The organism is Pseudomonas sp. Kh14 (assembly GCF_900291005.1).
Classification (GTDB): domain Bacteria; phylum Pseudomonadota; class Gammaproteobacteria; order Pseudomonadales; family Pseudomonadaceae; genus Aquipseudomonas; species Aquipseudomonas alloputida.
The window spans coordinates 13,502-31,474 of the sequence record NZ_OLKJ01000032.1 but is presented as its reverse complement, the minus strand read 5'-3'; the positions used below and the strand labels follow the sequence as shown (position 1 = coordinate 31,474).

18 protein-coding genes are annotated in these 17,973 nt (G+C 63.6%); 7 read left to right on the top strand and 11 right to left on the bottom strand.

What is annotated here, in order from left to right; all coding sequences use genetic code 11:
- Window positions 1-13: 13 nt before the first annotated feature.
- The 3 genes from FQ668_RS16675 to FQ668_RS16665 form a co-directional block, all read right to left on the bottom strand.
- On the bottom strand, window positions 14-850 hold the full coding sequence (locus FQ668_RS16675; protein ID WP_003247865.1) for a bifunctional allantoicase/(S)-ureidoglycine aminohydrolase: 837 nt from the start codon (window positions 848-850) through the stop codon (window positions 14-16).
- A gap of 133 nt (window positions 851-983) precedes the next feature.
- A complete protein-coding gene (locus tag FQ668_RS16670; RefSeq protein WP_019436986.1) occupies window positions 984-2,348 on the bottom strand; it encodes an LLM class flavin-dependent oxidoreductase in 1,365 nt (454 codons plus the stop codon).
- 16 nt (window positions 2,349-2,364) lie between these two features.
- On the bottom strand, window positions 2,365-3,345 hold the full coding sequence (locus tag FQ668_RS16665; protein WP_019436987.1) for an aliphatic sulfonate ABC transporter substrate-binding protein: 981 nt from the start codon (window positions 3,343-3,345) through the stop codon (window positions 2,365-2,367).
- 278 nt (window positions 3,346-3,623) lie between these two features.
- Here FQ668_RS16665 and FQ668_RS16660 point away from each other — a divergent pair, with 278 nt between their 5' ends.
- The gene (locus tag FQ668_RS16660; protein ID WP_014590743.1) at window positions 3,624-4,307 is read left to right on the top strand and encodes a TetR/AcrR family transcriptional regulator; all 684 of its coding nucleotides are present in this window, start codon (window positions 3,624-3,626) and stop codon (window positions 4,305-4,307) included.
- A gap of 36 nt (window positions 4,308-4,343) precedes the next feature.
- On the opposite strand, the gene FQ668_RS16655 is transcribed toward FQ668_RS16660, so the two are convergent.
- Entirely contained in the window at window positions 4,344-5,351 is a 1,008-nt protein-coding gene (locus FQ668_RS16655) for a GlxA family transcriptional regulator (protein WP_014590744.1), read from the bottom strand.
- 161 nt (window positions 5,352-5,512) lie between these two features.
- Between FQ668_RS16655 and FQ668_RS16650 the strand changes: the two genes are divergently transcribed.
- Window positions 5,513-5,983 carry a hypothetical protein gene (locus FQ668_RS16650; protein WP_014590745.1) on the top strand — a complete coding sequence of 157 codons (471 nt, stop codon included), beginning with the start codon at window positions 5,513-5,515 and terminating at the stop codon, window positions 5,981-5,983.
- A gap of 102 nt (window positions 5,984-6,085) precedes the next feature.
- Window positions 6,086-6,298 (top strand): PLDc N-terminal domain-containing protein, encoded by a 213-nt coding sequence (locus tag FQ668_RS16645; RefSeq protein ID WP_003247877.1) that lies wholly within the window; start codon window positions 6,086-6,088, stop codon window positions 6,296-6,298.
- Between the two features lie 44 nt (window positions 6,299-6,342).
- On the opposite strand, the gene FQ668_RS16640 is transcribed toward FQ668_RS16645, so the two are convergent.
- Entirely contained in the window at window positions 6,343-6,669 is a 327-nt protein-coding gene (locus FQ668_RS16640) for a hypothetical protein (protein ID WP_014590746.1), read from the bottom strand.
- Window positions 6,670-6,857: 188 nt separating this feature from the next.
- On the opposite strand from FQ668_RS16640, the gene FQ668_RS16635 reads away from it, so the two are divergent.
- Both FQ668_RS16635 and FQ668_RS16630 read left to right on the top strand, forming a co-directional pair.
- Complete coding sequence (locus FQ668_RS16635; protein WP_019436988.1) at window positions 6,858-7,268, top strand: RidA family protein; 411 nt, start codon at window positions 6,858-6,860, stop codon at window positions 7,266-7,268.
- A 104-nt stretch (window positions 7,269-7,372) separates the two neighbouring features.
- Complete coding sequence (locus FQ668_RS16630; protein WP_019436989.1) at window positions 7,373-8,245, top strand: DMT family transporter; 873 nt, start codon at window positions 7,373-7,375, stop codon at window positions 8,243-8,245.
- Here the strand turns inward: FQ668_RS16630 and FQ668_RS16625 are convergent.
- Together FQ668_RS16625 and FQ668_RS16620 are read right to left on the bottom strand one after the other, a co-directional pair.
- Complete coding sequence (locus FQ668_RS16625; protein ID WP_014590749.1) at window positions 8,242-8,961, bottom strand: TorF family putative porin; 720 nt, start codon at window positions 8,959-8,961, stop codon at window positions 8,242-8,244. The two genes, FQ668_RS16630 and FQ668_RS16625, sit on opposite strands and share 4 nt — an antisense overlap.
- An 81-nt stretch (window positions 8,962-9,042) precedes the next feature.
- Window positions 9,043-9,294: a hypothetical protein gene (locus tag FQ668_RS16620; RefSeq protein WP_014590750.1), complete on the bottom strand. Its 252-nt coding sequence runs from the start codon at window positions 9,292-9,294 to the stop codon at window positions 9,043-9,045.
- Window positions 9,295-9,537: 243 nt separating this feature from the next.
- Between FQ668_RS16620 and FQ668_RS16615 the strand changes: the two genes are divergently transcribed.
- Together FQ668_RS16615 and FQ668_RS16610 are read left to right on the top strand one after the other, a co-directional pair.
- Window positions 9,538-10,998: a DUF3300 domain-containing protein gene (locus FQ668_RS16615; RefSeq protein ID WP_019436990.1), complete on the top strand. Its 1,461-nt coding sequence runs from the start codon at window positions 9,538-9,540 to the stop codon at window positions 10,996-10,998.
- Window positions 10,995-11,888, top strand: coding sequence for a DUF2950 domain-containing protein (locus FQ668_RS16610; protein WP_019436991.1), 894 nt, complete (start codon window positions 10,995-10,997; stop codon window positions 11,886-11,888). Before FQ668_RS16615 ends, FQ668_RS16610 begins: the two co-directional genes overlap by 4 nt.
- Window positions 11,889-11,948: 60 nt before the next feature.
- On the opposite strand, the gene FQ668_RS16605 is transcribed toward FQ668_RS16610, so the two are convergent.
- From FQ668_RS16605 to FQ668_RS16590, 4 genes are all read right to left on the bottom strand, one after another.
- On the bottom strand, window positions 11,949-12,905 hold the full coding sequence (locus FQ668_RS16605) for a helix-turn-helix domain-containing protein (RefSeq protein ID WP_019436992.1): 957 nt from the start codon (window positions 12,903-12,905) through the stop codon (window positions 11,949-11,951).
- A 148-nt stretch (window positions 12,906-13,053) separates the two neighbouring features.
- Window positions 13,054-15,138, bottom strand: coding sequence for a hydantoinase/oxoprolinase family protein (locus FQ668_RS16600; protein WP_019436993.1), 2,085 nt, complete (start codon window positions 15,136-15,138; stop codon window positions 13,054-13,056).
- Between the two features lie 13 nt (window positions 15,139-15,151).
- Entirely contained in the window at window positions 15,152-16,897 is a 1,746-nt protein-coding gene (locus FQ668_RS16595; RefSeq protein WP_026031822.1) for a hydantoinase B/oxoprolinase family protein, read from the bottom strand.
- Window positions 16,898-17,049: 152 nt separating this feature from the next.
- A complete protein-coding gene (locus FQ668_RS16590; protein ID WP_019436995.1) occupies window positions 17,050-17,904 on the bottom strand; it encodes a LysR family transcriptional regulator in 855 nt (284 codons plus the stop codon).
- Window positions 17,905-17,973: the final 69 nt, after the last annotated feature.

The following is a 17,973-nucleotide window of genomic DNA, read 5'->3' as shown; positions in this document are numbered from 1 at the left end:
CATCAGCCTGGGCTTAGCGCTTGGGGTTCAGCGTCAGGTGTACGTGACGGTTCACGTCCTTGTACAGCAGGTAGCTGAAGTTGCCTGGGCCGCCGGCGTAGCAGGCTTGCGGGCAGAAGGCGCGCAGCCACATGAAGTCGCCGGCTTCCACTTCGACCCAGTCCTGGTTCAGACGGTACACTGCCTTGCCTTCCAGCACGTACAGGCCGTGTTCCATCACGTGGGTTTCTGCGAACGGAATCACACCGCCCGGCTGGAAGGTGACGATGTTCACGTGCATGTCGTGGCGCATGTCGGCCATGTCGACAAAACGGGTGGTTTTCCAGCGGCCTTCGGTGCCCGGCATCTCGATGACGGTGGCGTTGTCGCGGTGGGTGACGAAGGATTCCGGTACGTCCAGGCCTTCAACCTTCTGGTAGTGCTTGCGCAGCCAGTGGAAGGTGACGTTGGACTTGCTGTTGTTACGCAGGCTCCACTCGGCGCCCGGGGCCAGGAAGGCGTAGCCGCCAGGTACCAGGGTGTGGTGTTTGCCTTCGACGGTGATGTCCAGTTCGCCTTCGACGATGAACACCACGGCTTCCGCATCGGCGTCCAGCTCAGGGCGCTCGCTGCCGCCTTCCGGGGCCAGTTCGACGATGTACTGAGAGAACGTTTCGGCAAAACCGGTCAGCGGGCGGGCGATGACCCACATGCGCATCTTGTCCCAAAAGGGCAGGTGGCTGGTGACGATGTCACGCATCACGCCTTTGGGGATGACGGCATAGGCTTCGGTGAACATGGCACGGTCAGTCAGCAGCTCGGTTTGAGCCGGGTGCCCACCGTGGGGGGCGAAGTACGAATGGTTCGACATGGACGATCTCGACTTGTTGTTCTCTCCCCATGCCTTGAACCGCACCGGCCGGTGCGGCGCAGGGGATGTGGCCACAGAATAGGGTCGAGTACGTGCTATCCACAAATTAAATGTTGGAATACCCGGTATTTGATCACTGAATGCTGACCTGGCGCCCAACGTGCCGTTCGGGCAGCTGGCCGCCGCGGCCGAACAGCTTGTGGCGCAGGGGGCCCTCGGTGTAGCTCAGCGGGTAGCGGCCGCGCCGTTGCAGCTCGGGCACCAGCAGGTCGACTACATTGGCCAGGTCGTCCGGTTGCACGGCGTAGGTCAGGTTGAAACCGTCGATGCCGGTAGGGTCCAGCCAGGTTTCCAGCTGGTCGGCCACCTCGCTGGCAGCGCCGATCAGCACGGGGCCGCGACCGCCCAGGCCAACGAACTCGGCGGCTTCGCGTACGGTCCAGCGGCGAGTGGGGTCGGCGGCGGTGAAGGCTGCCAGGGCAGCACGGCCAGCATCGTTCTCGACGTACTCGATCGGTGCATCAGGGTCGAGGCCGGCAAAGTCGATACCGGTCCAGCCTGACAGCAGCGCCAGGGCAGCGTCCAGGTCGACATAGCGGCGATAGTCGTTAAAGCGGGCCTCGGCCTCTTCCCGCGTGGGGGCGATGATCAACAGCGCCTGGGCGTAGATCAGCACTTCGTCACGGCCACGCCCGGCCGCTTCGCAGGCCTGGCGGATGCCGTCGGCGTAGCGGCGCAACACCGTCGGCGTTGGCCCACTGATGAACACGCATTCGGCATGCCGTGCGGCAAACTGTTGGCCGCGTGCCGACGCACCGGCCTGGAACAACACCGGGGTGCGTTGCGGCGACGGCTGGCACAGGTGCATGCCGGGCACCTGGAAGTGCTCGCCCACATGGTTGATCGGGTGTACCCGCGAGGGTTCGATATAGCGCCCGCTTTCACGCTCCAGCAGCACGGCGTCGTCGTCCCAGCTTTTCTCCCACAGTTTGTACAGCACCTGCAGGTATTCCTCGGCCAGGTCGTAGCGTTGGTCGTGGCCCAGTTGACGCGCCAGGCCGAGGTTGCGCGCAGCGCTGTCCAGATACCCGGTGACGATGTTCCAGCCGACCCGGCCATTGCTCAGGTGGTCGAGCGTGGACATGCGCCGGGCGAAGGGGTAGGGGTGTTCGTAGGTCAGCGAAAAGGTGACACCGAAACCCAGGTGCTCGGTCACCCCGGCCATTGCCGGCACCAGCAGCAGCGGATCATTGACCGGCACCTGCACGCCACCGCGCAGGGCGGCTTGCGGGCTGCCTTGATAGACGTCGTAGATACCCAGCACATCGGCGATGAACAGGGCGTCGAACAGGCCGCGCTCGAGCAGGCGGGCCAGGTCGGTCCAGTAACTCAGGCGGTTGAACGCCACACTGGTGTTGCGCGGATGGCGCCACAGCCCAGGGGACTGGTGGCTGGCAGCGTTCATGCTGAAGGCGTTGAAGCGGATCGGGCGAGGCATGGTCAGCGCGCTCCGTTCAAGGCAGCACGGAAGCCGGGTAGACCGCTTCGGCCACCTGTAGCTTGCGTGGAATCAGGCCCAGGCCCTGGAAGGTGTCCGCCAGCTTCTGTTGTTCGGCAACGATCTGCGGGGTGATAGCGACGGCGTTGTAGTTGCGCCGTTCGCTGGCCACTTCCAGCACCTGGGTACTGATCCCCAGCTGCGGTGCCAGCAGCGCGGCAACTTCGGCGGGCTTGGCGTTGGCCCACTGGCTGACTTTGCCCAGCTCGGCAAAGAAGGTTTTCAGCAGTGCACGGTGCTGGTCGGCATAGCGGGCTGTGGACAGGTAGAAGGTGCGGTTGTTGGACAGACCGCTGCCGTCGCGCAGGTTCTTCAACCCTGGCTGGCTTTCTGCGGCGGCGAGGAACGGGTCCCAAAGGGTCACGGCCTGCACACTGCCCGATTGCAGGGCGGCCACGGCATCGGCGGCATTGTTGACGTAGGCGGGGGTAATGTCCTTGTAACTGAGGCCAGCCTGCTGCAGGGCTACGGCCAGCAGGTATTGGGCATTCCAGCCGCGGCCGGTGGCCACGCGCTTGCCTTTCAGGTCCTGCACACTGGCCAGGTGGTCCTGCTCGCGCACGACCAGGCCAATGCCGCGTGGGTAGGGTTGTTCGGCGGCCAGGTAGACCACAGGCTTGCCTGCGGCCTGGGCGAACACCGAGGGCGCATCGGCTGCGTGGCCAAGGTCGATGGCGCCGGTGCTCAGTGCCTCCAGGAGCTGGGGGCCTGCGGCGAACTCATGCCAGCTGACCTTCACACCTTGCGGTGCCAGGGCCTTCTCCAGGGCGCCGCTGCCTTTGAGGATGTTGATGCTGTTGAATTTCTGGTAGCCGATGCGCAGTGTCCTGGCGTCGTCGGCAATGGCTTCGGACCAGGGCAGCAGGGCGCTGGCGACGCTGGCCAGTAAACCGCCGATCAGCAGACGGCGTAGTGGGGAGAAGGCATGTTTGGGCATGGGCATTGCTCCTTGAATCGGGTGAGAGGCGATCTGCCCAGACTAAGGAGGTGGCGTTTGGCTTTCAATTTATATATTCCTATTTGTTAGATTGATTTGTTATTTTTATATCCTTTTGTTTTTTGGGCTTGGCGTCTATCGTTGCAGGAGGGGTTATGGGGCGCGAAAGGCTTGCCAATGGCCAAGGCATGATGGCTACCCGACCAACAGCGTGCTTCCCTGCATGGCCGCGCTAACGGATAATCCCCCGCATTCCAATAAACAGCCTGTGAGTGGGTATGAGTGATTCCGTAGTCGGCCTCGGCCAGCCTGAAACCGAAGGGGTGCGCAAAACGCGCAAGAACAACCCTGAGAAAACACGCGAGGACATCCTCCAGGCCGCCATCAGCGAGTTCGTTCAGCAGGGGCTGGCCGGCGCCCGCGTCGACGCCATTGCCGAACGCACCGCCACTTCCAAGCGCATGATCTACTACTATTTCGGCAGCAAGGAGCAGCTGTATTGCGAGTGCCTGGTGAAGTTGTACGGGGATATCCGCAAGACCGAGCAGAGCCTGGACCTGGAGTCGTTGCCGGCTGAGCAGGCGATCCGCCGGCTGGTGGAGTTCACCTTCGATCACCATGACCGCAACGTCGATTTCGTGCGCATCATCTGCACCGAAAACATCCACTATGGTGAGTACGTCAAGCAGTCGCCGGCCATTCGCGAAATGAGCAGCCTGGTGCTGGAGGCCTTGGGCAACACCCTGCGCCGTGGCGTTCAGGAAGGCGTGTTCCGCGCTGGCATCGAGGTCATCGACCTGCACATGCTGATGAGCTCGTTCTGCTTCTACCGGGTGTCGAACCGCCATACGTTTGGCGAGATCTTCCAGATCGACCTGTCTGATGAGCAAATAAAGCTGCGCCACAAAGCCATGATCTGTGATGCGGTGTTGCGGTATATCCAGCTCGAGCCCCGTACCTGAGATTGCTCGAGCGCCTGGGCTGACTCGAAGCCTGGGTCACTCGCCCAGCCGTTGCTCGCGCGACGGCGGGTAGCCGAAATACGCCGCATAGCACTTGCTGAAGTGCGACACCGAGACAAACCCGCAGGCCACCGCCACTTCCATCACCGACAGGTCGGAGTACTGCAGCAGCCGGCGGCTCTTGGTGATGCGCAGCTCCATGTAATAGCGCCGGGGCGACGTGCCCAGCTGGGCCTGGAACAGGCGGTCGATCTGTCGCCGCGAGCGCCCGCTGTAGGCGGCCAACTGGTCGAGGCTGAGGGTTTCCTCGAGGTTGTTCTCCATCAGCTCGACAATGGTGCGCAGGTGCAGGCTCATGGACTTCTTCGCCCCAGGACCCACCTGGCGGTAGCGCGCACCGGAGAATGACAGGATTTCCTCGACGCCTTCGGCCAGGCCATCACCGTACAGCCGGCGCACCAGGCCCAGCATCAGCTCCATGGCGCCATTGGGGCTGGCGGCGCTGAGGCGGTCACGGTCGAGGGTAAAGCTGGCCGGGGTGATGCGGGTTTGCGGGCTGCGCTCCGACAGGCTGGCACGTTGCTCGGGGTGGATGCTGCAACCGTAGTCGTCCAGCACCCCGGCACGGCCAAGGAACCAGGCGCCGTTCCACAAGCCGCCCAAGGCCATGCCGTGGGCAGCGCAATCGTTCAGCAGGCGATCGAGTTCCGGGTACTTGAGTGGTGTGCGCAAGCCGCCACAGACCACCAACAGGTCCAGTTCCTTCAGCGCCGCAGCGGACAGCTCGGTGGCTACCAGTTCCAGTCCCAGGTCGCTGAGCACCCGGTCGCCGTCCAGCGACAGCGGGGTGAACCGGAAGCTGTCGGCACGTAGCAGGTTGGCCGTGACCAGTACGTCCATGGCCACCGTGAAACTGGCCATCGAGAAGTGTTCGAGCAGGATAAAGTCGACCCGATAGGGCGCCTGGGCATTGGCGCTGCTTGTTTTGAGCCGTAGCATGTTGCTGGTGCTGGTCTTTTGGCTGAACTGGCGTGGCGTGGGCACTCTGAACTCCGCTTCCTGGCTGGCTCGCAGAGTGTGGACGGTGCCCGGAGGAAAGACAATCTCCCGGGTGGCTGTGTCGTATTACAGGTCGTGTTCAGGCAAACCAGCCTGTCCTGGTGCTATACCGCTATGCTGACGTTCCGTCATTGAGGATGCCCCTGATGAGATATGCCGCTGTAGTGTTGCTCAGCCTGTTGCCGTTGCTGGCCAACGCCCTGGAGCAGGGCGACAAGCTCGCCCCGTTCACGCTGCTCGACCAGTACGACCAGGCCTACAGCCTTGGTGCCGACACGCAGATTCTGCTGGTGGCGCGCGATATGGACGGTGCCAAGCTGGTCAAGGCGGCACTGGCCGAGCAGCCCAAGGGCTACCTGGAAGCACGGGCCGCTGTATTCGTGGCCGACATTCAGCGCATGCCTGCGCTGATCAGCAAACTGTTCGCGGTCCCGGCCATGCGCGATTACAGCTACCGGGTGCTGCTCGACCGTGATGGGCGAGTGGCCAGCCGTTACCCCGGGCAGGAGGGCCAGGTGCAGTGGTTGCAACTGCAGCAGGGCGTGCTGGTCAGCCAACGGGCGTTCACCGATGCAGCAGCGTTGAAGGCTGCACTGGAGAATGCACCACGGCGATGAGGCCTATCGCCGCGTCTGCAAAGAGGCGCGGTGAGTCAAATCAATCTGAACCCTCAGCGCTTGCAGCAACCCAACCCAATACATGCCATTGGGAGAGCGCTCATGGAAATCGGTACGATCTGGATCATCATCGCGGCCTTGGTCATTCTGCTGGAGATCTGGGCCATCTGGCACATCATCGGCAGTGAACGGCGCGCCGAGCGCAAGATGCTGTGGATCGTCTTCGTGGTCTACGCACCATTCCCAGGTTTGCTGTTCTGGGCCTGGCGCGGGCCGCGGGCGGTGAAGGGCAGGGCGGTGTTGCAGGAAAAATGACGGTTTGCGGCCTCGGGCGCGGGGGCGCCTGAGGCCGTCGAGGGTCATTTGGGCAGGATGTCGAAACGCATGGCAGGACCCAGCCCGTCCACCATCAGGCAGCCGTAGAACTTCACGGTAGACAGTACGCGCAGTTCCTTGAGCGCGTCATGGATGTAATCACGGACCAGCTTTTCAGCTTCCCGCTTGCGGTCAGCGCGGGTGGGGCCATTGAGCGTGATCATGCCAAGCAGCGTGGTTTCAATGTGCTCAACGGTGTCCAGGCCGAGCTTTTCCCGCAGGTGCAGACGTGCCTGTGCCGCATCGGTTTCATCGTATGCAGGGTTGTGTGGCTTGATGGTGTAAGCCAGCTGAAAATCAAATTTGCTCATCGGTATTCCCCGTTGGTTACAGGCCTCCATGCCGGGCTTTGCAATCTACGGCCTGACAGCCACGGCGCAAACACACGCGTGGTTCTGGCATGACGATGCTTTGTACGAAATGTCCTACTTTGCGCTTGACCTCGAGTTAACTTAAGGTCCGATACTCCTGCGCTCTTCCCACCGAGCGAGGGCTTGTCATGACCCCATCAAACGCATTCCAGCTAAGCAACCCCGAAGGCCTCTACGACCCCAGTGGCAATGCCTACTCCCATGTCGCCGAAGTGCGCGCTGACAGCCGTCTGCTGTTCATCGCCGGTCAGGGTGGGGAGGATAGCCAGGGCCAGTTGTCACCCGTGTTCGCCGAACAGGCCCGCCAGGCGCTGGCCAACCTGGAACTGGCCCTGGCGTCGAAAGGTGCCAGCCTGGCCCAGGTGTTCAAGCTGACCCTGCTGATTGTCGAACACTCCGAAGCACGGCTGCACCAATGGGTGGCCGAAGCCGACAGGGCCTGGGGGGCGCACATGAAACCGACCTGCACGCTGATACCGGTACCCCGGCTGGCACTGGACGGCATGCTGGTGGAAATCGAGGCTGTAGCCGCGGTGTAGTGCGGTGAAATCAGTGGTGGCGCCAGGGAATTACTCTGTTGTATATCGGTCAGGCATCGGCACTGCCGCTTTAACAACAATTTCCACTCAGAGGTGACCCCACCATGAGCACCGGCACGACCACGCTTGCTGAACGCAAGACCAGAGCCTGGCTTTGGCCTGCTCTGTTCAGCCTGGTGGCTTTCGCTGCCAACTCGGTGTTCTGCCGGCTGGCGCTGAAAGACGGGGCCATCGACCCGGTATCCTTCACCGTGGTACGCCTGGCCAGTGGTGCGCTGTTTCTGCTGTTGCTGATTCGCCTGCGCAGGCCGGTGCATACCATGGGCGGCAGTTGGTGGGGCGGTCTGGCCCTGTTCCTGTACGCGTTCCTGTTTTCTGCGGCGTACCTGCAACTGGGGGCAGGGGTGGGGGCGTTGTTGCTGTTCGGTGCCGTGCAGATCACCATGTTCGGCTTCGCGTGGTACAGGGGCGAACACATCACTGTACGCATGCTGCTGGGTATGCTGATTGCCTTTGCCGGCCTGCTGGTGCTGCTGTTGCCCGGCGTTTCCGCGCCGCCGTTGGCCAGTGCCTTGCTGATGGCCCTGTCCGGTGTGGCCTGGGGGGTATATACGCTACTGGGCAAAGGCTCGCCCAGGCCGCTGGCCGACACTGCCGGCAATTTTGCCCGTAGCTTGCCGTGCCTGGTGCTGCTGCTACCGATGCTGTTGCTGGGGGCCGACCCGCACTTCACGCCACTTGGCTTGTTGTATGCCTTGGGTTCCGGTGTGCTGGCTTCTGGCGCAGGCTATGCCGTTTGGTATGGCGTGGTCAGGCAGATCAGTGCGCAACAGGCGGCGACCCTGCAGCTCAGCGTGCCAGTGATTGCTGCACTGGGCGGGGTTGCCCTGATCGGCGAGTCGGTGTCGTTGCGTTTGTTGATCGCCTGTGTGGTGGTGTTGGGCGGTATTGCCCTGGCGTTGGCGCCGCGCCGTTAAAAAAAGCTGCGCTGGGCCTTGAGTGTGACCACGCTGTCGCAATAGGTATTGATGCCCGCATAGGCATCGCAGCTCGCGCCACTCAGGCTGGAGTTGCTGTAGATCAGGTTCAGGTCGATGCCCAGCCAGGGCCGCGACAGCTCCAGTGACCAATCGGAAAAGGTATTCACCTGGCTGCCATCGCCAATGGTGAACGGCGTGCCCAGGCGGTGGTGGGCGAGCTTGACGGTAAAGTCGACGTCGAACATCGGCAGATGGCCGAAGTCGGCGAACAGCGTGCCCGTGCGGTTGTCGGGGTTGTCGCGCAGCGCCCCGCCGAAGCGGCTGCCCAGCACCGAAATCCCCCCATACAGGGCGTAGCTGTCGGGGCCTGCGATATTGGGCTGACTGTAATGGATCAACCCTACCTCGTAGCCCAGGCTGCTGTCGAAATGGTGCTTGTAGCCCAGGTAGCTGTCCAGGCGCAGGGTCGAGTTGGGGGTGACGCCCATGCTTGGGGCGTACTGGCCCAGGTACCAACCACTGGGGTGGCTGAGGTCGAGCCCGCCATGGAACGCGCCGACGGCGCTGGGGGAGATAAGCCCTTGCGCCATGCTGCGCGAGGGAGTGGTGCCGAGTGTGAAGTCGAAATCGCCCAGCTGGCGTTTCATCTGCTGGGCTGGTAACACGGGGCTGAAAAGCAGTGCAGCACTCAGCAACAGAAGGGGCCTGATCATGGTCTCCGTCCTGGAAGGCTTGCGGTTGAGCGGTAGAGAATACCTGCGCAAGTGGAGGGAGGGAACCGCCGGCTAGCCCGTTCAGCCTTTGGTCGAACGTTCAGCGTCGGCGGTCTCGGTCACTACAGGCAGCTTGTCGGCACGCAGGATCACCCGCCGTTGCTGCTCGTAATTGTCCAGCGACAGGCCGCGGCGCTGTAAGGCTTCCAGTTGCAACTGGCGGGTTTCTTCTGCGGTGTACGGGCGCAGTTCAGGGTGGCTGGCACAGCCGCTGATCACGGCGATGGCAAAAACGACAAGGGTGGCGGACAGCTGGCGGGCCAAGGTATTCATCGGTTAGCTCCAGGGCGGTCTAGGAGGTAGCGTGGGGATGGCGCTAGGTTATGCGGCCACAGTGCTCGGTAGAAATTGCCCTGCTCGATAGTGACTATCGACGGTTCCGGCGAAGCCCACCTAGACTCAAACGCATCAACCATCCCACCGTTGAAGCGCGAAAAGTTTGCGTCCCCTCGTCTGGTCAACGGCACCGCCATTGCTACCCTTAACCCACGCGGTCTGACCTTGTGGGGATAAGCGATGCGCATGCCATTGTTTGCTGTCCTGTCGGCACTGCTTTGCCTGAGCGCTGCTCCGGGCCTGGTGCTGGCCGAAGACGTGCCCGCGCCGGATCCGGCGCCATCCGCTGCCACGCCCGTGGCCAAGGACCCGGTGTTCTCCCAGGAGCAACTGGACCAGATGCTGGCCCCCATTGCCTTGTACCCTGATCAGTTGCTGGCTCAGGTGCTGATGGCGTCAACCTACCCGGGGCAGGTCAATGAAGCCGTGACCTGGTCCAAGGCCAACCCCAAGGCCACCGGCGACGATGCAGTCAGGCAAGTGGCCAAGCAGCCTTGGGACCCTAGCGTACAGGCACTGGTGGCCTTCCCGCAGGTGCTGGCAACACTTGGCCAGGACCCGGTCTGGGTGCAGCGCCTGGGCGATGCTTTCCTCGCCCAGCCCGATGATGTCATGGGCAGCGTGCAGCGTTTGCGCCACCAGGCGCAGGCCGCCGGCAATCTGCAGAGCAGCCAGTACCAGAACGTAACCGTGCAGACCGCACCTGCGCCAGCCGCCAGCGGCAGTAGCACCCAAGGGGCAGCGGCCAGCAGCCCGCCCACCACCATCGTCATCGAACCGGCCGACCCGCAAGTGGTGTATGTGCCCAGCTATAACCCGACCACCACCTATGGCACCTGGGCCTACCCGGCCTCGCCGCCGGTGTATTATCCGCCGCCGCCCATGTACTACCCCGGTTCCGCGCTGGTGGCCGGCCTGGCCTTCGGTACCGGCGTGGCGATCGTTGCCTCGTTGTGGGGCGATTGCGACTGGGACAACAATGACATCGACATTGACGTCAACCGCTACAACAACCTCAACGTCAACAACCGCATCACCAACAACCAGAACAAATGGCAGCACAATGCCGCCAACCGGGACGGGGTGCCATACCGCGATTCTCGCAGCCGTCAGCAGTATGGCCGCCAGCTGGACGGTGCGACTCAGCGCACCGCGTTCCGTGGCGACGACGCCCAACGGGCCCAGGCCCGAGACAAAGCCAGGGCATCGATGGATCGCGCAGGTATCGAACGGCCGGCTACCAGTAACCGTCAGGCCCGCGAACAAATGCGCGAGGTCAAGGCAGGCAATCCTGGCGGCAACCGCATGCCGTCCCGTGATGATGGCGCGCGGGCTACTGACCGTCGGCAGGAAACCCGCAATGACCAAGGCCGCCAGCAGAACGGCAACCTGGCCAATCAACGCCGGCAGGGCGACGGCCAGGCGCGGCAGCCGGCGCAGAGCCGTCCTGCCAATACGGCAGGCCGTGCCCGCAACAATGCTTTCGACGGCGTGCGCTCACCGTCGCGCACCAGCGCGCAGGCCAACCGCGGCCGTACCAGCCAGTCGTTCGCTCAGCGGCCTGGTGCGTCGCGTGCCGCCGGGCACCCGATCTCCCGGCCCAGTGCGCCCGCGCGTCGCGGCGCAGGAGGCCGTCGATGAAGCGCCCGACACTCGCTGCATTGCTGCTGACGGCAGGTCTGGCCTGGTCGTTCATGGCCGCTGCCCAGCAAGCCTTCTCAACGCCGGAGAAGGCCGTGGAAGCCTTTGTCGCGGCGCTGGGCCAGGAAAAACCTGATGAAGCCCGCCTGGCCCAGTTGCTGGGCGATGACTGGCGCACCTACATACCGCGCGGTGGTGTGCAACGCAGCGATGTGGATACCTTCCTCGAGCAGTATCGCGCACAGCACAGCATCGACATGTCAGGCGAGGGCAAGGCCATCCTGGCGGTGGGCACCGGTCACTGGACCCTGCCCATACCGCTGACCAGAACCAGCCAGGGCTGGCGCTTCGACCTCAAGGCGGGCAGTGCCGAAATCCGCGCCCGTCGTATCGGGCGCAACGAGCTGGGTGTTCTGCAGTCGCTGCTGGCCTATCACGATGCGCAAATGGACTACGCCACCCAGGACCATAACGGCAATGGTGCGCTGGAGTACGCACAGAAGATTTTCAGCGAGCCGGGCAAGCATGACGGGCTGTATTGGGATGACGATGGCGACGGTGACGTCAGCCCGTTGGGCCCGCTGTTCGGCCAGGATGTGGTCGGTGACGCCTGGTATGGCTACCACTTCCGCATCCTGGATGCACAGGGCCCGTCCGCCCCGGGCGGTGCCTACAGCTACCTGATCGGTAACCCGATGAGCCGTGGCTTCGCCATGGTCGCCTGGCCGGCCAAATACGACGACACCGGGGTGATGAGCTTCATGATCAGCCATGACGGCCAAGTGTTCGAAAAAGACCTCGGGCCGAATGGCGACAGGCTGGCGAAGGAGATGAAACGCTTCGACCCGGATGACAGCTGGAAAGTGGTGGATGTGGCGGCGGGGGATTGAGCCCGCACAGCCAACGCAGCTGCGGCCCCTGTGGAAGCGGGCACGTTTCCGTTGCTTTTATCAGTGCGTACGCGTAGCCCGCACTTCGCTCGCCGTGCACCCATACTGCTGGCGAAACGCGCGGGTGAATTGCGCCTGGTCGGCAAAACCCCAGCGAAATGCCAGTTCGCCGATGGCCAGGTGGCAATGCGGGTCGCGCAGTTGCCGGTGCACGGCCTCCAGGCGTTGAAGGCGTACCCATTCGTTAAGGGTGTAAGGCGTGATCGCGAACAGCTTGTGCAGATAACGCAGTGACAGCCCACAGGCGCTGGCGATGGTTTGTGGCGACAGTTCGGGGTCACCCAGGTTTTGCTGCACGTACTGCTCGACCCGCGTCAGGTGCAGGGTGCTGAGGTTGCTGCCTTCGCTGCCCAGCACGCGCTCATCCTGTTGCAAGGCCAGCAGCAGGGTGGCAGAAGCCTGTTCCAGCAGTAAATGCCGGGCTGCCGCGGGGCTGGTGTCGAAATGGCGGGCACACAGGTCGAGTTGCTCGACGAAGATGCGCCCCAGGCCCTGACGGGCATCGAAGCAATGCCGGGTATAGCGCTTGTGCCCCAGCAGGTTGGCTTTGAGCGCACGCTCGGGCAGCTTGAGCACCCACAAGTCGTTCTGCGTGCCGTAGTGGAAGCGGTAGGGTGCATCGCCGCGCTCGACGATGAAACCGCCCGGGCTGCAACTGATCTGGTGGCCGTCCTGTTCGAAGTGCACTTCGCTGCCATGCGGCACGGTCACCAGGTAGAACGCTTCATGGTCCTGGCCGATATGCGCTTTGCTGCGCGAGTAACCCAGCTGGCTGGACCGCAAGCGCGACAGGCTCAGTGGCGTGCTCGGCGTACTCCAGCGCTGCAGGTGGCCATCGAACGGCTGTCCGGCAGCAAATTCAAGGCTCAAGGGGAAATAGGTGTCACTGATGGCTTCGGCCCAGCGTACCTGGCGTTCCGGTTGTGGCCAGCCGTGGGTCGAGAGTTCTGTGTGCATGGTGGGTCCTTTTTCAAAGAGGGCAGCATTGAAAAAAGGAACTGCAGGCAAGCTACTCAAGCAGCTCTTGTTATTGTACGAACCGCCCGGCAGCGCAAAACTGCCGGGCGGTTATCAGGCCCATGATCGGCGCGCGCCGACCGCAAGATCAACCCCCGCGTGTCACCCGGTAGGTGGCCGAAGGCTCCAGGCGAGCCTGCCAGCCGGGTGGCAGGACAATGTTGGTGGTGTCTTCCTCGATCACACAGGGGCCATGCACGGTCTGCCCTGGCAACAGGTGGTTACCGTTGAACACCGGTGTGGGCTGCCATTCACCGTCGGCACTGAACAGCATCGGGCGGACGGATTGCGCGGTGGGGGCGGGGGGCTCGGCCGGCCCCAGCAGCTCGGGTTGCGGCGGGCGTGGCAGGTGGCCGATCACCGAGCACTCCAGGTTCACCAGCTCCACCGGGCTGTCGGGTTCGCTGTACGAGTACAGCGTCTGGTGGCGGCTGTGGAAGCGGCTGATCAGCGCGGCAAGGCCTGCCTCGTCCAGGCTGTGCTGCTGCAGGTCCACACTGCATTCGTGAACTTGCCCCAGGTAGCGCATCTCCAAGGTGTAGTGGCAGCTGCTGGCCTGGTCGCCAAAGCCGTCTTCGCGCAGGTTGGCCAGGCCTTGCTGACGCAGCTCGGCAAGGGTCTGGTTGAGTTGCGCCAGGTCCACGTGCCCGGCGTCCAGGCGCATCGACAGGCTGGTGAGCTGGTCGTAACGCACGTCGGACAGGATCTGGCCGAACGCACACAAGCCCGAGGCTACCTTGGGGATCAGCACGGTGTGCATGCCGATTTCTTCGGCCAGGCGCACCACGTGCATGCCCGCCGCACCGCCTGCGCCGATCAGGGCGAAGTCACGCGGGTCGTGGCCGCGTTCGATCGATACGCGGCGGATGCCGTTGACCATGTTCAGGTTGACCAGGGTGGTGATGCCAAATGCAGCGCGTTCCACGCTGATGCCCAACGGTTCGGCGATATTGCTCTGGATGGCGTCCAGCGCGGCCTGGCGGTTCAGGCGGATACTGCCGCCCAGCAGTGCGCCGTCGGGCAGGTAGCCAAGTGCCAGGTTGGCGTCGGTGACCGTGGGTTCGTGGCCACCCTTGCCGTAACACACCGGCCCAGGCATGGCGCCGGCGCTGCGCGGTCCGACCTGGAGCATGCCAAATTCGTCCAGGTGGGCGATGGAGCCACCGCCGGCACCCAGGGTCTCCACCTGGATCATCGGCACGCCGATGCGCTGGCGCAGGAAGTCCACGTCCTTGCTGAAGTTGGTGCGTCCGGCGTTGGTCAGGGTGATATCGAATGAGGTGCCGCCCATGTCCACGGTAATGACGTTGTCGATACCGAACGGCTTGGCTACTGCCAGCCCGGCTTGTGGCGCTGAGGCCGGACCGGAGTTGATCGCGTTGACGGCGCGCTCACGCATCAGGTGCCCGGGCGCCAACCCGCCGTTGGACTGGAAGTAGCGTACCGGCTGCTGTGCGCCAAGTTCCTGGAACAGGCTGTCGATGCGCGCCACGTAACGTGCCATTACCGGGCTGAGGTAGGCGTTGACCACGGTGGTGGAGGTGCGGGTGTATTCGCGAATCTGCGGGAACACCTCGCAGCCGGTGCAGACGAACACCTCGGGCAGGGCAGCCCGTACCAGCTCGGCGGCCCGCTGTTCGTGGCTGGGGTTGCGTACCGCCCACAGGAAGGAAATGGCCACGGCCTGCACGCCTTCGGCACGGAAGTAGTCGATGGCGGCATGGATGGCGGCTTCGTCCAGCGGGCTGTGCTCCCGGCCATCGCCAAGGATACGGCCACCGATCGGGCGGCGCAGGTGGCGTGGGGCAAGCATGTGTGCCGGCGGGTAATGGGCGTCGTAGCGGTGGCCTTCTTCCTTGTGGCCCAGGCGGATTTCCAGGCTGTCCTCGTGCCCCTCGGTGCACAGCAGGCCTACCTTGACCCCGGTGCGTTCGATCAGCGCGTTGAGGGCCACGGTGGTGCCATTGATGCACAGGTCACAGTTGGCGATGAGTTCGGCCGGGCTGCGCCCGGTGGCGTCAGCGATCTGTGCCAGGCCGGCGCGAATGGCCAGGGTGCCATCCTGCGGCGTGGAGGGAGCCTTGAACAGTTGCACGCCGCCGTCGCGGTCGGTCAGGATGAAATCGGTGAAAGTGCCGCCAGCGTCTATGCCCAGGCGATATTGGTTACGCATGATGGTTCTCCGGTTAGCGCGGGGCGCGGGCAAGGCGGGTGGCTGTTTCGTCCAGATGGCCATCGGCATCGAGGACCACGCCATATTCCAGGGCTGCGCCTTGAGGCGAGACCAGGCCGTTGCGCACGTCCTCCAGTACTGCTGCGACCGGGCGGCGCAGAGGGTCGCCGTAGCCACCACCACCGGGGTTGATGTTGATGATGCGTTCGCCGGGCTGCAGGGTGAGCATGGGGTTCTGCGTGTAGTGGTCTTCGCGGCCATCGGCGTGGCGATGGATCAGCCGGCCCAGTTTGGGCTCGAGCAGGGCATTGCGAGCCCCGGCGGCCCCGGCGGTTGGCAGCTGGCGGCCCTCGCCGAAGCCGACCACGGTCATGGCGTGGTCCAGCGGTTCGATCTCCAGGCGGGTGCCCGAACCTCCGCGCAACTCACCGGCGCCACCACTGTCGGCCATCAGGCTGTAGCGGTGGATCAGCACCGGATAAGCGTGTTCGAGCAGCTCGATGTCACCGCTCATCAGCGCTCCGAAGCAGCACAGCGGGCCGCAGGCGTGCCAGCCATCCATCACCTGGTTGGCACCGGCACCGGAAATGATCGAGGCCAGCACCATCGTCACGTACTCGCTGTTGCCGTTGCGCGGGTCGTGGCCGGCGATGTTGATGCCGCTGGTGTGCCCCCAGGAGGCCGTTACCCGCTGTGGCGAGGCCTGTTCCAGCGCCGTGCGCACGGCATCGGCGAGGGTTTCCATCGGCGTGGTGGTGCAATTGACGTGGGGCGCGGGTTCCTCGGCATTGCACAGCGTGCCCCTGGGGCCGACATCGACCGTTACGCAGCGATACAGGCCTTCGTTGTAAGGCGGCGCCACCTGGGCGAACATCATCAGCCCCAGGTATACCCCGGATACCGAGTTGCCCTCATAGGAATTGATGAAGTACGGCACCTGCGGCGGGCTTTCGATGCGTACATGGGCCTGGTCGCCACGGATCCGCACATGGGCGGTGATGGCCAGTTCACCCAGGCCGTGGCCGGCATCTTCAAGAACGGCGGTGCCGCTGTAGTCACCGTCCGGCACATCGCGCAACAGCGCGCGCATGTGCCGGTCGGCCATGTTCTTCAGCTCGGCAATGCAGGCACGCACTTGGGCCACGCCGTACTTGTCCAGCAGCTCCAGCAAGTGCCGCTCGCCGACCTTGCAGGCGCCGTACTGGGCATTAAGGTCGCCTTCCTGATAGGGGCGGGCGCGCATGTTGGTGAGCATGAAGTTGATCACGTCTTCGCGGCGCTTGCCCTTTTCCCACAGCTTGACCGGTGGAATGCGCAGCCCTTCGGCGTAGATTTCCTTGGCGTCGGGGTTGTAACCGGCGGGTACAGGGCCGCCGATGTCGGTCAGGTGGCCCTTGCACACGGTCCAGAACACCAGTTCGCCCTGGTAGTACACCGGCTTGTACATGCAGCAGTCGAGAATATGGCTGCCCTTGTAGGCGGGGTCGTTGTGGTAGATCACGTCGCCTTCGGCGATGTCGTCGCCGAAGAACTCGGCCACGCACTTCATGGCCGGGATAAGCGAGCCCAGGTGGATGGGAATGTCCTGGCCCTGCAGGATCATTTCCGGCAAGTGGTCGAACAGCGAGTTGGAATAGTCGTGGGCCAGGTTGAACACACTGGAGCGCCCGGTCTTTTCCAGGGTCAGGGTCATTTCGCGTTGCGCTGTCTCCAGCGCACCCCGGACAACCGCAAGGGTGATCGGATCTACTGTCTGCATAGGTCACCAACGTTTGTTCTTGTGCTTTGGGTGCGTGCCGCAGCGGGGCGGCGCGTGGTGACAGGCTAAGGGGCGGGGTGGGGGGAAGGCTTGTCGCTGGGTGTACCGGTTGTTGTGTCTGGGCGCACTTCAAGTTCGGGCAGGCGACACAACTATTGGCCCAACATCTGTCGCACCAGCCATTGCCCGGCCGGCCCCAAGGCACGTCGGCTCGACCAGGCCACATCCATATCCACCCGCCGGGGGTAGCCCGCTATCTGCAACTCCACCAGCTCGTTGCCAAACCGTTTTACCAGCGCCCTGGGCAGCTCGGCCCAGCCAAACCCGCGCACGGCGAACTCAAGCAGGGTCAGGTAATCCGGTGCCGACCACGCTTGGCCACGGCCATGGTGCAGGCTGGGGGCATAGGTCTTGATATACAGCTGTCGTGCGTTCTCCAGGTGCTGCGCCTTTACCTGCGCCAGGCTCGCCAGCGGATGCTCGCTGGCGACATACACACCGAACTCTGCCTGCTCCGGCAAGCGCGCCACGGCCACGTCGGCGGGGTAGCCGGGCTGTGTGGCAAGGATGCCGACATGGGCCAGGCCCTGTTGGATCATCTCGATCACATCAGCGTCCTCCGCCGGGCCGCAGCGTAGCTCGGTATGAGGGTAGTGCTGGGCGAAACGAGTCATCACCGCCCCCTGGAACGTTACGCTGTAGCTGTCCGACATCACCACAGATACCAGCGCCTCGACATTTTGCGCCAGTCGCACTGCCAGCGCATCGAGCTGGGCGCTGGCGTCGAGAATTGCTTCGACATGGCTCAGCACCTGCCTGCCCGCCTCATTGAGCGTGGGGTGTCGGCCACTGCGGTCAAACAGCTGGCAGCCGATATCGGCCTCGAAATTGGCGATGGCGATGCTGACAGTGGACTGGCTTTTGTGCAGCTTGCGCGCCGCCGCAGAAAACGAACCTAGCGAGGCGGCTTCAGTAAAGGCGACCAGAGCTTCGGGAGAGTAACGCATAGTATTGATAAAACCGATGGTAGCTATGTCGCGAGTATCAGTTCTATCAAAGAAAATGGGAAGTACGAC